This window comes from Streptomyces phaeolivaceus (assembly GCF_009184865.1).
Taxonomy (GTDB): Bacteria; Actinomycetota; Actinomycetes; order Streptomycetales; family Streptomycetaceae; genus Streptomyces; species Streptomyces phaeolivaceus.
In genome coordinates this window covers 1-13240 of sequence record NZ_CP045096.1, presented here as the reverse complement: position 1 = coordinate 13240, position 13240 = coordinate 1, and the positions used below count along the sequence as shown (strand labels likewise).

Genomic DNA, 13240 nt, shown 5'->3' with positions numbered 1-13240 from the left:
CGAGGGCCTGGGACCTAGGGCGCGTGGAAGGAGACTGGAGGTCATATCGGCATGCGCGCTACCGGACATGAACGACACGACAGAAACGCCATTCCTGTGGCTTGACCTGCCCCAGAAGTTCCGACGAACCCAGCCACGACCTACGTGAGTCTTGATCGTCGAGGCGTCCGCGCAGGTCGGCACGCACCTCCTGATGCGCGTACGGCCACCGTGATCACGAGCGTTGGTGACGACACCAGCGGCCATCCCCTCTGCGACGCCAGACAACGTGCCATCACCGTCGTTGCCGGAGCTTTCAGCTCCTTGGCCTGGTAGCGGGCCCGGTCCCGAACTCGATGCCGCGGATAAAGCCTGTGGTGATGTGCCACTGGGTCCGGCATCATTCCCGTGTGATGGTGATGCAACCCGTTCTGGAGATCGTCGCTGCAGACGACTTCGCACTCTGGCCGGTTGGCGAGCACGATTCCTGCGGCTACCTCGTGCTGAACGGGAAACTGACTCCGCCGCAGGTCGGCAGAGCGGTGATGCGGATCGCCGCCTGCAACGACTTCGGGCCGGAGGAAGAACACGGGCCGGAGGAAGAACACGGGCCGGAGGAAGAACACGGGCCGGAGGAAGAACATGGGCCGGAGCGAGAATATGGGTCGTGCCCGAGCGACCCGCTCGCCGCGTTCCTGCACGGGCTGCTCACCATGCCCGACCTCTTCGCCGCCGGCGGGTTCCGGGTGACCGACGACGCCACCGGCACCACCTTCGTGGACCCGGGCTGCTGCAACGGACTGGAGGCATGGCGGGACTGGCTGGAGGTGCTCGACGGCACAGGCTGCGCCTACTTCGGCCACGACCCGTCGTCGGCGGCCGAACGCGACGGCGACACGGTCCGGTTGACCTTCGACGCCTACGCGGAGAACGGCAGCCCGGTGATCGAGCTGCCGGTGGACGAGGTACGCGAGCTGGTCACCGCTGCTCAGCAGGACTTGCGGGACTTCCTCGACCTCGCCGGAAACTGGGCTGAGGAACATCTGTCGGCACACGCCGCCGCCGTTACCTCTGCCCTGGCCCGAGCCTTGGACCTGGAGCTCACACGGTGCCCAGCTTCCTGACCCACCGGGCACGCGTGCTTGACGCCCGGCTCCCGCTCCATCGACGGCACAGCGCCCTGCGTACCTGCCTCACCGTCTTCGCGCCGTACGGCCTGCGGGCGACCTACCACCACCTCACGCTCAGCGCCGCGATGCCCCGGCGGCTGGAGGCGGATCCTGACGCGCTGGTGCGGGCGGTGGAGGAACTGCACGAGGCACGGGTGCTGTGGCTCGCACGGGCCGAGGAGTACGCCGCGCAGCGCCGGGCGGAGAAGCAGGCCGGGCGGCGGGCCGTACCGGACCCTCGGCCGTGGTGGCTGCGGAGCTGGTGGGAGGGATCAGAGCGCGCCTGGTACGACGCTCCGTTCCGACACCCGTCGCTGCGACTGACCGAGTACGTCCGACGGCAGAACGCTCTTCTGGATGGCGCTGAACTGCCAGGCTGCCCGGCGTGCGGTGACGAGGGCCCGCCGGAGCCGCACCCGACCGGGCACGGACGGGTCGAACTGTGCGGCCGGTGCGCCTGGGCGCCGACACGGTGTCCGTGCGGGCGGCGCCACCGGCTGGTGCCGGAGACTCCGTACGGTTGGAACCAGATCTGGCAGCGGGCGCATATGGGCGATGACGGCACGCCGAACCCACACTGGCCTGAGGGCTGAGCAGCTGAACGCGGCACGACGAACACCAGGGAAGCCAGAGCCTGTAGCCCACGGCGAACCCGCGCGCTGGAGAAGCGCAGCCGTCCAGACGGTGACGAGGTGGGTGGCCGGTCATCGCTCTCGTGATGTACCAGCCCCGCCCGCTGCGGCCGGACCGGCGGCGCCCCGTCCTCCACTGCCGAACTGGCCACGGCCCGCCGGTAAGACCTCAATGTCACCTGGCTCATCGTCGTCGTCGACGGCGGCTACGGCATCCTCCGCGAGTACATGACGGACGCCTTCGGTGAAACCACCACGACCGAACTGACCCGCCCGAACTGACCCGCCCGGACTGACCCGCCCGGACTGACCCGCCCGAACTGACCCGCCCGGACTGCGTCGCTCTGGCCGAGTCCTTCGGCGTCCCCCGGGGTCCGCACGACCCCGGAGACGGTGTCGGACGATCTGTCGAAGGCACTTGAGGTGGTGGTCCTGTCGGCGGTGCTGCGGATGTTCGCGCCGACGCACCTGGATTGCCCGGTCCCGGGGCGAATTCCCGACTTGGGTCTTGTGCGCTCTTCCTTCGTGCGAGGATCTGACCTTCCGCGCTCCGGTGCCGACTTCGGGGGAGACCAGGTGGACGACAGTCAGTTCCTCGCGTTGCTGACCGACGAGGACCGTGAGCGGGTGACGACCCACGAGAGTCGCCTCCTCGACCGCGCGGTGGTGGACGCGGCCGACCTCATGGACAACACACCGGGTGACCTTGTTCTGGACGGTTCGGTCAGGCAGGAGGTTCGGGCCAGGCTGTCGGTGAACGCGCTCCGCGAACAACACCGGGCCTGGCTCGAAGCGAGCAGCGACCGATGGATCACGAGACAGCGACGACGGGCGAGAAACCGGATCACCGCCGTGCCCCTTCTTGTCTGTGTGCTCACCTGGCTCGCGGCAGCCGTGTACGCGGTCGCCGCGGCCAAGGGCTGGGACCACCTGCGCGTCCACGACCGCTCGAATCTCTCGTTCAGCCTGGGCGCTCTCCTGCTGGCGGTAAGCCTGTCCCTGGTGCTGTGGACATGGAGGCGGCCGACGCGCACCGCCTCCGCCCGCGCCAAGCTGCACCTGACGGGTGCGGAGGACCGGCTCTTCCTGGCGCTGAGGTCCGAGGCCGAGTCCCTCCTGTCGACGGTGCTGAACGAGCGCTGGGAGCAGAGCAAGAGCGAGTTGGCCGCCCTGGACAGCAGGGGCGCGCCGAATCTCGTGGAACTGGAGTCGGTGAACGCCGTACCGTCGAAGTCGGCGCGGGAGATCTACGACTTCATCGGGGAGCACCGCGCGTCGGCGATCGGCATCAGCGGTACGCGCGGCGTGGGAAAGACCACGCTCATGCAGTCCGTGCAGAACTGGAACCCCGAGAACTACATCGGTGTCTACGTGCCGGTGCCGGTGCACTACGCGGCGCCGGAGTTCTTCCGCATGTTGTTCCGTGAGGTCGCGGACGCCATCCTCAAGTCGAACCGCGAGGGAATCGCCTACCTGGAGCAACAGAATCGAGTGATCCGTCACCCGACCGACCTGGTCCGGCTCGCGGTCGGTCCGGCGTTCGTGCTGGTGGGCGTGATCCTCATTTCCTACGGCCGGACGACGGCCTCGTCCCCCGTCAAGCTCACCGATATCCCCGGACTCCTGCTCGTCTTCGCCGGGCTGGGCATCGCGGTGGTCGCCGCCCTGTCCAGCCCGGCCGTCCGCCGCGCGATCCGCGAGTTCATGGGTCCCCGCTATGTGGAACGGGACATCTCCCTGGCGGCGGACGCGCTACGGGCCCTCGACTACTCCGCCACGCACCAGCGGCTTTCGAAGAACGCCTTCGTGTTCAAACTGTTCACCATGGAGGACCACGAGCAACTGGAGCTGGCCGAGCGCGAGTTGACGCATCCGGAACTGGTCCTGAGATTCAAGAACTTCGTCAGCAGCTTCATTCGTACCTCGCCCCGGCAGATCATCGTCGCCCTGGACGAACTGGACAAGATGGAGGACGGCGAGGATGCCGTGGCCTTCGTCAACAGCATCAAGGACCTCCTCCATATTCAGGGGGTGCATTTTCTGGTCTCCGTGTCGGAGGACGCCCTGCACAACTTCTCGCTGCGGGGCGTTCCGGTGCGAGACGTCTTCGACTCCTCCTTCGACTCCATCATTCCCGTGCAGAGGTTCACCGCCGAGGAGTCGAAGAATCTGCTGAAGAGCCGGGTGGTGGGATTCCCGGACCCGCTCGCCCTGTTCTGCCACGCGATGAGCGGCGGGGTGCCGCGTGACCTCATCCGGGTGGCGCGAGAGTGCGTGCGGGTGGCCAAGGAGAGCGGCTCCTCGGTGCCGGTGGACCGGGTGGTCGGAACGGAAGTGGGCCGGCAGGCGCGTCTCGTCTGCGAGGCTCTGGCAGCCAGGATGAGACAGGAACAGAAGCCGGTCGCGACCGCGTTCTTCGAGGCCCTGCCGGCCATGCGGGAGGCAGGGGACACGGCGGCCCTGGTCGCCGCGGTCGAGGAGGTGGTCCAGCGCATCCGAATTCACCTGGTGGGGGAGTATTCGCAGGCCGAGGACGCCGCCGTGTATCTGTCGTGCCTCGCCACGATCTGCCAGTACTTCGGTGTTCCCAGGACCAACGCGTCATGGCAGCGGGAACGGGACGCGGGCACGTCGGTGCGCGTGGCCGAAACAGTGGCGGAGGCCTTGGAACTGCTTCGGGTGGACGGCGGCATCACGATGGCCGCCCTGGCCTCCATCAGAGCGGACGTGGCGAACGCCGTGCCGACGCCCTGAGCACGTCAGGGGCGGCCCGCCGTGCGGGCTGGAACCGCACGGCGGGCCGAACCGCCCACCGGATCGCCTGGACCCACTCCGGGTGGTCGATGAACGGGTTTCGGTTGCCCGGGTAGTTGGAGTGGACGAGGTTCTGGCGGCGCTCGTCGACGGCGCCGTTGGGCTCCAGGTCGGGCCGGCTGTCGTCGCCCTTGTTGCGCAACTGCGGGCGGGTGTCGAGGAGGAGGAGGCTGTTGCTGCGGGGAGCGTCGTGGTGGCCGGCGCCGTGGCTGGTGATGACGATCCGGCTGCTCGCCGTCCTGCGCACGGACAGCCTCGCCGCGGCCCGCAACCTGCTGCTGGCCGCGCGGTCAACACCGGCGACGTCGCCGCCGTCCGCCGGTGAGCCGTCCGACGGGACGTTTGGGGGAACGAACCGCTGCTGTCGGTGAGGGGCGGGCCGAAGCCGCACGGTAGGGGAGTCGGTTCCCGGCTTCCGCAGGACACACCCCGAAGACCGGCGCTCTCGTGATGGTGGATGCCGGGTCGTAGTGGGCGAGCGCCGCTCAGTCGCTCAGCCGTACGTCAGGCCGCGGCGAGTTCCTGTTCGCGGTCCGGCGTCTTGACCTTCGGCTTCTTGTTCGGCAGGGAGAGCCGGAAGACCTTGTGCCAGGCGGAGAACACCTGCTTGGGCAGTGGCCCGGTGACGTAATCCAGTTCGTACTTCTCGAAGAGTGCGCGGACCTTCACCGCGACCTCGGCGTACCGGTTGCTCGGCAGGTCCGGGAACAGGTGGTGCTCGATCTGATGGGACAGGTTGCCGGTCATGAAGTGCATGGCCTTGCTGCCGCTGATGTTGGCGGAACCCATCATCTGGCGCAGGTACCACTGGCCGCGTGTCTCGCCCTTGATGGAGCGGCGCTCGAAGACCTGCACGCCTTCCGGGAAGTGGCCGCACATGATCACCGAGTGGGTCCAGACGTTGCGGACCAGGTTCGCGGTGAACGTGGCGGCGAGGGTGGTGAGGAAGGAGGGGCCGGAGAGCAGGGGGTGGATGACGTAGTCCTTGAGGACCTGCTTGCGGATCTTGCGGCCGACGGCCCTCGCCCGTGCGCGGAACTCGGGATTGTTGCGGCGGCGCTTGTGGAGGTTCTTGCCGAGTTCCAGGTCGTAGGCGGCGATGCCGTATTCGAAGAAGCAGGCGTTGAGGAAGTTCCACAGGGGCTGGCCGAGGTGGAAGGGGTGCCAGCGCTGGTCCTCGTCGACGCGCATGATGCCGTAGCCGAGGTCGTTGTCCTTGCCGATGACGTTGGTGTACGTGTGGTGGAGTTCGTTGTGGGAGTGCTTCCACTGTTCGGACGGTGAGACGTGGTCCCATTCCCAGGTGGTGGAGTGGATCTTGGGGTCGCGCATCCAGTCCCACTGGCCGTGCAGGATGTTGTGGCCGATCTCCATGTTGTCCATGATCTTCGCGACCGACAGGCCGGCGGTGCCGATGATCCATGCGGGCGGGAAGAACGAGAACAGCAGGATGCCCCTGCTGGCCAGTTCGAGCTTGCGCTGCGCCGAGATGACCTTGCGGATGTAGGCGGCGTCCTTCTCGCCGCGGGCGGCGATCACCTCGTCGCGGATCGCGTCCAGTTCGCGGCCGAGTTCCTCGATCTGCTCGGCGCTCAGGTGGGCGGTGGGGTCGATGGCGGTCAAGGTGTTCCTACCGTTCGATGTCGCAGGGGCCCGCCGCGGCGGACACGCAGGTCTGGATGAGGACGCCGGGTGCGGCTTCGGTGATCTCGCCGGTGCGCAGGTCGCGTACGGCGCCGGCCTTGAGCGGTGTGACGCAGCCGAAGCAGATGCCCATGCGGCAGCCCGAGGGCATCAGCACGCCGGCTTCCTCGCCGATGTCCAGCAGCGGTGTGGCGCCGTCGGCGTCGGCCTTCTTGCCGGTGGCGCTGAAGGTGACCTCGCCGCCGTCGCCGGTGGCGACGACGCCGGCGCGGAAGCGTTCGGTGTGCAGGCGCTCCGGGACGCCGTGCTCGGCCCAGTGTTTCTCGGCGGCGTCGAGCAGGCCCGCGGGCCCGCAGGCCCAGGTCTCGCGCTCGGCCCAGTCGGGCACGAGTGCGTCGAGGCGGGCGATGTCGAGGATGCCGTCCGTGGCGGTGTGCACCTCGGTGAGCCGCAGTTTGTCGCCGGCGGCCAGGTCGTGGAGTTCGTCGCGGAAGATGACGTCCTGCGGTCGCGGCGCGCAGTGGACCATGACGGCGTCGTCGAACCGGGTGTCGCGCAGCATGCCCATCACGGGGGTGATGCCGCTGCCGGCGGTCAGGTAGAGCACCTTGGCGGGCGTGTCCTGCGGCAGGACGAAGTCGCCGGTCGGCTGGTCGAGGTGGATGAGCGTGCCCGGTACGGCCCTGCGGACGAGGTGGTTGCTGACCTTGCCGTCCTCAATCGCCTTCACGGTGATCGTGATGCGGCCGTCGCGGCGGTCGGTCGGCGAGGTGAGGGAGTAGGCGCGCCACAGGCGGACCCCGTCGACGTCGACCCCGATCCGTACGTACTGGCCGGCGGTGTGGCCGCGCCAGCCCCGTCCGGGTCTGATCACAAGGGTCGCGGCGTCGGCCGTCTCGGGGTGCACGGCCTCGATGCGCCCGCGCAGGTCGGCGCCCGCGCGCAGGGGGCTGACCAGGTCGAGGTAGTCCGACGGCAGCAGCGGCGTCGTGACCATCTCCATCAGTTTCCACGCCCTGCTGCGGAGGGCTGTACTCGTCATGTGTTCAGCTTGCTGTGCCTCAGGGCGTAAAGTCCTGTCCGCAGGACGTGAATCTGTTCGGCTGGATTGTTCGCAGGGAACAAAAGACGTGAGTCATGTAATGAGGAGGGCCAGCGAGCTGGCCCTGGACGAGACGACGGTCACCGTACTGCGGGCCGCGCTGAGGAGCACCGCCGACGAGGTCGTCCAGGCGATCATCGACGAGGTCCCCTCCTACACGGGCGCCCTGTCGGGCCACATGGGCGCCACCATCCGCCGGGCCGTCCGTACCGCCCTGGGGCACTACCTGGACCTCGCGAGCGGGAACGCCACGGGCGGCGACGGCGGGGACGCGGCCTACGAGCTGGGCCGCGGCGAGGTGCGCGACGGCCGTTCGATGGACGCCCTGCTCAGCGCCTACCGCGTCGGCGCCCGCGTGGCCTGGCGATGCCTGGCGGCCGGTGCCGTACCCGCCGGTCTGCCCGCCGCCGAGGTCGCCAAGTTCGCCGAGCTGACCTTCGCCTACATCGACGAGCTCTCCGCCGCGAGCGCCGCGGGCCACGCCGACGAACTGGCCGCCCGGGGCCGGGCCCACGAGCGCCACCTGGAACACCTGGCCCGCGACCTCCTGGCCGGTGCGAGCCCGGACGTGCTGCTGGCCTCCGCCCAACGGGCCGGGTGGCAGCCCCCGGTCTCCCTGACCGCGGTCCTGCTGCCCGCCGCCCAGGCCCGGCCCGCCTACCGCACCCTCGATCCGAGCACCCTCGTCCTGGACGACCTGCCGGACGCCACCGGGGTGCTGCTCGTCCCCGACGCCGACCGGCCGCATCTCCTGCGGCGGCTGACCGACCGCACCGCCGTGGCCGGCCCGGCCCGGCCGTGGACGCGCGCGTCCGCCTCGTACGCACGGGCCGTACGCGCGCGCTCCCTCTCCTCCGAAATCCGCGACACCGAGGACCATCTGCCCGAGCTGGTGCTGAGCGCCGACGCCGACGCGCTCGATGACCTGCGTGCCCGCGCCCTCGCACCACTGCGGACCCTGCCCGCCGCGACCGCGCGGCGGCTGGAGGAGACGCTGCGGGAGTGGCTGCTGCACCAGGGCAGACGCGACGAGGTGGCCGCGGCGCTGTTCGTCCATCCCCAGACCGTCCGCTACCGCATGACGCAGCTGCGGGAGCTGTTCCCGGACCTCGCGTCACCCCACCGGGTCCTGGAACTGACACTGGCGGTCGGCCTTCGGGCCGGCTGATACGTACCTCGGCTGAGTAGGGCGGGTCTGTACGCTCACCGGTGTAATTGATGATCATGGAAGAGACATCAAGTGACTGACACCGTGACCGAGTTCGTTGCCGCCGATGACCAGGCGGATCCGTCGCCGGAGGCCGCGACGGTCGAGCAGAAGCTGATCGACCAGCTCGTCGGGCAGGCCCGCAGTAAGGGGCTGCAGCTGACCGGCGAGGGCGGGCTGCTGCAGCAGCTGACCAAGGCGGTTCTGGAGTCCGCCCTGGAAGGCGAGATCACCGACCATCTCGGCTATGACAAGCACGACCCGGCGGGCAAGGACGGCGGCAACTCCCGTAACGGCACCCGGTCCAAGACGGTGCTGACGGACATCGGGCCGGTCGAGATCGACGTGCCCCGCGACCGGGAGGGCTCCTTCGAGCCGGCCATCGTCAAGAAGAGGCAGCGCCGGCTGACCGGCGTGGACGAGATGGTGCTCTCGCTGTCCGCGAAGGGCCTCACGCACGGGGAGATCTCCGCACACCTGGCCGAGGTCTACGGCGCGAACGTGTCCAAGACGACCATCAGCACCATCACCGACAAGGTGATGGACGGCATGGCCGAATGGCAGAACCGTCCGCTCGACCGCGTCTACCCGGTCGTCTTCATTGACGCCATCAACGTCAAGATTCGCGATGGCCAAGTGGCGAACAGGCCGATCTACGTGGCCCTGGCGGTCACCGCCGAGGGGCACCGCGACATCCTCGGCCTGTGGGCCGGCGACGGCGGCGAAGGCGCGAAACACTGGCTGCGCGTGCTGTCGGAGCTGAAGAATCGGGGCGTCGAGGACGTCCTCATGCTGGTCTGCGACGGCTTGAAGGGGCTGCCCGACGCGGTCGGCGAGGTCTGGCCCCGAACTGTGGTGCAAACGTGCGTGGTTCACCTGCTGCGGGCGTCGTTCCGTTACGCGGCCCGGCAGGACTGGGACAAGATCGCGAAGGCGCTCAAGCCCGTCTACACCGCGCCGAGCGAGGACGCGGCCACGACACGGTTCCTGGAGTTCGCCGAGACCTGGGGCAAAAAGTACCCAGCGATCGTCCGCCTCTGGGAGTCCAGCTGGCCCGAGTTCACGCCTTTCCTTCAGTTCGATGCGGAAATACGCCGCATTGTGTGCACGACGAACAGCATCGAGAGCGTCAACGCCCGCATCCGCAAAGCCGTCCGTTCCCGCGGGCACTTCCCCACGGAGCAGGCCGCCCTCAAGTGCGTCTACATGGCCGTCATGAGTCTCGACCCGACCGGCGCCGGCCGCAAACGCTGGACCACGCGCTGGAAGGGCGCCATGAACGTCTTCGACCTGGCCTTCGACGGCCGCCTCACCGCAGGTCAACTCTAGCCACACCAAACCCAGTTACACCGCTCGCTTTACAGACCCGATCTTTGCTTGAGTGGCTTGTCGCCGGTAGTGGCTGGCCTGGGATCGGGCCTGGTGGCGGCGCCGCCAGACGGACCAGCCGAGCCGGTGGGCGGCATCGTGGACGGGGCGGACAACGAGGGTGATGAACAGGCGCTGAATCTCGTTGCAGGTGAGCGGGATGAGGGCATCGGGTGCGGGGCGGGTGTGCTCGTCTGCGCGTATGACGGCGAGGAAGGCGTGTGCGAGCATGGCGAGGGTGACCCAGCGGGACCAGGAGATATAGCGGCGGACCTGGTGCTCGTCGAGTGCGGCCAGGCCCTTGCCGGACTGGAAGAACTCCTCCACCCGCCATCTTGATCCAGCGACTCGGACCAGCACGGTCAGCGGTACTGACGCGGGCGAGTAGCAGCGGTAGTAGGCGAGTTCGCCGGTGCTGCGGTTCCGACGAATGAGTAGCTGACGACTTCCGGCGCGGGGGTCGGGGAGGTCGATGACTGCCCAGTTGTAGAAGCGGTGGCCCTTGGCTCCGGGCCCAGCGGAGAGCTTCTGCCAGGCCCGCTTCGGCACCTTCTTGGCCAAGGTGTCCGCACGGAACTTCCCTGCTCCGGTGGTGACTTCGTGTGAGCAGGCCACCGCGAGGACGTAGCCGGTGCCGCGTTCCTCCAGTGCGGTTCGCAGCTTCGGGTTACCGCCGTAGACCTCGTCTCCGGCAACCCACGACGCGTGATGGCCGACGTCCAGAAACCGAGTGATCATGCGGGTGGCCAGTTCCGGCTTGGTGGCGAAGGCGGTGTTCTCGCCCAGCCCGGCGGCCTGGCAGCGATCGGGGTCGGCCGTCCAGGAACGTGGGACATACAGTTCCCGGTCCACAGCCGCGTGCCCGCGCTGGCCGGCGTAGACCAGGTAGACCGCGACCTGGGCGTTTTCGATCCTGCCTGCGGTGCCGGTGTACTGACGCTGGACGCCGACCGTGTGGGTGCCCTTCTTCACGTCCCCGGTCTCGTCGACCACCAGCACCGCCTGGTCGTCGTGCAGATGCTCCATCACGTACTCGCGCACGTCGTCGCGTACCTGGTCGGCGTCCCACTTGGCACGGCCCAGCAGGTGCTGCATGCCGTCCGGGGTGGTCTGTCCGGCCCATTCGGCGATGGTCCAGCAGTTTTTGCGCGGCAGGTCCGACAGCAGCCCGAGCACCAACTGTCGGACCCGACGCCGGGGTTCGACCCGCGTGAACCGTCCCGCTATCCGCGTCAGCAGGCCCTCGAATGTTTCCTGCCGGCGGGCAGGGTCTACGCTGTGACCTGCGGCCACCGCATGATCGTTTGTCTTCACACGCCGATGATCAACGGTGGCCGCACCCTTGCCCGAACAGGCCCCCCCAGCGAGCTCACAATCTATCGCTGGGGCTCGACCGCCATTCCGCTTCGAGGATGCTGAACATCTCGGAGTCCCGCCAGCCGTCCCGGATCAACGCGGTGTGCCGATGCCGCCCCTCGTACGTCATACCGAGCTTGCCCAGCAACCGAAACGACGCGCGATTGCGGGGGTCGCAGGTCGCGTAGATCCGGTGGAGTCCCAATTTCCCGAACCCGCGCGACAGAAGCTCTTGCCCGATCGCCGTGCCCACGCCACGTCCCCAGGCCCTCGGGTGCACAATGTAGGCGATTTCGCCCTGACGATGGCGACGGCTACGGATGCGCAGTTCACCCATGCCGACGAGTTCGTTCTCGAAGCGAGCAATGTAGACGAATCGCTGCTGATGGGCGTGCGACCAGGCTTCGACGGCGGTTTGCACGAACGCGCGCGTCTGGTCCTCGGTGTTCGGCCCCCAAGGCTGGTAGCGACAAGCCTCCTCAAGGCTGGCCCAGGAGTGCACTGCTTGCCAGTCGTTGAGCGCGAGCTTGCGCAAAGTCACCATGGATTGGCTCACAAGCGGATCTTGCCAGATCTCGTATGGGGCACAAGCCCGAACTTCGGCAGCCCGCCACCGCCGTCAGACCGAGCCCCACAGACCGGCGTGAACCGCCCCGGGTTCGGTAGAGATCTCAGATTGTGGTTGTGACCTGGGGTTTCGTGGATTCCTTGTAGTGATTGGCCTCGTACTCGGCGGGTGGAACGTGGCCTATCTCACCGTGGAGTCGGCGGTGGTTGTACCAGTCGGCCCACTCGGCGGTGGCCAACTCGACCTGGGAGAGCGACTTCCAGGGACGCTGGGGTTTGATCAGCTCGGTCTTGTACAGGCCGATCGTCGACTCCATCAGGGCGTTGTCGTACGCATCCCCGACTGATCCAATACTCGCCGCGATGCCGGCCGCGTCGAGGTGTTCGGCGAGGCGGAACGACGTGTACTGCGACCCGGCATCGGAGTGGTGGATCAGCTGCCCCGGAGTGTGCCGGCGGTCCTCGCGGTCACGCTGCCACAGGGCCATCTCCAGTGCATCCAGGACGAGTTGGGTCTCCTTGGAGGCGGAGGCGGACCAGCCGACGATGCGCCGGGAGAACGTGTCCACGACGAAGGCGACGTAGACGACACCGCTCCAGGCGGCGACATGCGTGAAGTCGGCGACCCAGCAGCGGTTCGGGGCACGGGCGACGAAGTCGCGGTCGAGAAGGTCCGGGGCCCGCCCGGCGGCCGGATCGGTGATCGTCGTGATCACCTTCCTGCCGCGGACGGCGCCGGTGATGCCGAGTTCGCGCATCAGACGCTCGATGGTGCAGCGGGCCACCATATGTCCCTGCCGGTTCAGCTCGCGCCATATCTTCCGGGCCCCGTAGACACGGTAGTTGGACGTGTAGACCTCCTGGATCCGTTCTTTGAGTTCCTCATCGCGCACGGAACGGGCGGAGGGAGTTTCAAGGCGTTTCTTGTGGGCGTAATACGTGGAAGGGGCGATCTTGCAGTCGTGCTCGGTGAGCGTCCTGCAGATCGGCTCGACGCCGCCGAAGCGGTCCCGGTGCTCGTCGATGAACGCTACGAGCGTGTGTGTGGCCGGTCGAGCTCGGCCGCGAAGAAACTCGCCGCGGCCTTCAGGATCTCGTTGGCCCGCTTGAGTTCGGCGTTCTCCTTCTTCAACGCCTTGAGCTGGGCGGACTCCTCCGTCGTCATCCCCGGACGCTGGCCACCGTCGATCTCGTGCTGCTTCACCCAGTTCCGCAGCGTCTCGCGCGAGCCGATGTCGAGCTTCTCTGCCACCGCCTGCAAGGCGGCCGTCTCGGTCGGATAGCCGTCGCGCACCTCGGCGACCATGCGCACCGCACGACGGCGGAGCTCAAGCGGGTAACGGGAAGGTCGTGCCATGACTCGATCCTTTCATGAAATCGAGTCTCCATTCGAGCCGGGGCG

11 protein-coding genes and 1 pseudogene are annotated in these 13240 nt (G+C 68.0%); 6 read left to right on the top strand and 6 right to left on the bottom strand.

Translation table 11 applies throughout. From position 1 onward, the window contains the following. Nucleotides 1-392: 392 nt before the first annotated feature. From F9278_RS00380 to F9278_RS00365, 4 genes and pseudogenes are all read left to right on the top strand, one after another. Nucleotides 393-1103: a hypothetical protein gene (locus tag F9278_RS00380; RefSeq protein ID WP_319023140.1), complete on the top strand. Its 711-nt coding sequence runs from the start codon at nucleotides 393-395 to the stop codon at nucleotides 1101-1103. Next, complete coding sequence (locus tag F9278_RS00375; protein WP_152166446.1) at nucleotides 1088-1741, top strand: hypothetical protein; 654 nt, start codon at nucleotides 1088-1090, stop codon at nucleotides 1739-1741. Before F9278_RS00380 ends, F9278_RS00375 begins: the two co-directional genes overlap by 16 nt. A 156-nt stretch (nucleotides 1742-1897) precedes the next feature. After that, nucleotides 1898-2251, top strand: a pseudogene (locus F9278_RS46685) (thiamine pyrophosphate-dependent enzyme); the annotation flags it as partial. 105 nt (nucleotides 2252-2356) lie between these two features. After that, entirely contained in the window at nucleotides 2357-4534 is a 2178-nt protein-coding gene (locus F9278_RS00365) for a P-loop NTPase fold protein (RefSeq protein WP_152166445.1), read from the top strand. Here the strand turns inward: F9278_RS00365 and F9278_RS00360 are convergent. From F9278_RS00360 to F9278_RS00350, 3 genes are all read right to left on the bottom strand, one after another. Further along, entirely contained in the window at nucleotides 4497-4841 is a 345-nt protein-coding gene (locus F9278_RS00360; RefSeq protein WP_152166444.1) for a hypothetical protein, read from the bottom strand. The genes F9278_RS00365 and F9278_RS00360 overlap by 38 nt on opposite strands. Before the next feature lie 257 nt (nucleotides 4842-5098). Beyond that, nucleotides 5099-6217 (bottom strand): fatty acid desaturase family protein, encoded by a 1119-nt coding sequence (locus F9278_RS00355; RefSeq protein ID WP_152166443.1) that lies wholly within the window; start codon nucleotides 6215-6217, stop codon nucleotides 5099-5101. A 7-nt stretch (nucleotides 6218-6224) separates the two neighbouring features. After that, nucleotides 6225-7280 (bottom strand): ferredoxin reductase, encoded by a 1056-nt coding sequence (locus F9278_RS00350; protein ID WP_152166442.1) that lies wholly within the window; start codon nucleotides 7278-7280, stop codon nucleotides 6225-6227. Between the two features lie 88 nt (nucleotides 7281-7368). Here F9278_RS00350 and F9278_RS00345 point away from each other — a divergent pair, with 88 nt between their 5' ends. Together F9278_RS00345 and F9278_RS00340 are read left to right on the top strand one after the other, a co-directional pair. Then, the gene (locus F9278_RS00345; RefSeq protein WP_152166441.1) at nucleotides 7369-8508 is read left to right on the top strand and encodes a PucR family transcriptional regulator; all 1140 of its coding nucleotides are present in this window, start codon (nucleotides 7369-7371) and stop codon (nucleotides 8506-8508) included. A gap of 153 nt (nucleotides 8509-8661) precedes the next feature. Further along, on the top strand, nucleotides 8662-9876 hold the full coding sequence (locus tag F9278_RS00340; RefSeq protein WP_226967246.1) for an IS256 family transposase: 1215 nt from the start codon (nucleotides 8662-8664) through the stop codon (nucleotides 9874-9876). 15 nt (nucleotides 9877-9891) lie between these two features. Here F9278_RS00340 and F9278_RS00335 read toward each other — a convergent pair whose 3' ends face one another. From F9278_RS00335 to F9278_RS00325, 3 genes are all read right to left on the bottom strand, one after another. Beyond that, nucleotides 9892-11208, bottom strand: coding sequence for an IS701 family transposase (locus tag F9278_RS00335; protein WP_450373489.1), 1317 nt, complete (start codon nucleotides 11206-11208; stop codon nucleotides 9892-9894). Between the two features lie 76 nt (nucleotides 11209-11284). Next, entirely contained in the window at nucleotides 11285-11827 is a 543-nt protein-coding gene (locus F9278_RS00330; protein ID WP_226966550.1) for a GNAT family N-acetyltransferase, read from the bottom strand. Nucleotides 11828-11942: 115 nt separating this feature from the next. Then, a protein-coding gene (locus F9278_RS00325) for an IS3 family transposase (protein ID WP_152166439.1) occupies nucleotides 11943-13195 on the bottom strand; the annotation gives its coding sequence in 2 pieces (ribosomal slippage) (nucleotides 11943-12913 and nucleotides 12913-13195; 1254 coding nt in all). Nucleotides 13196-13240 lie beyond the last annotated feature (45 nt).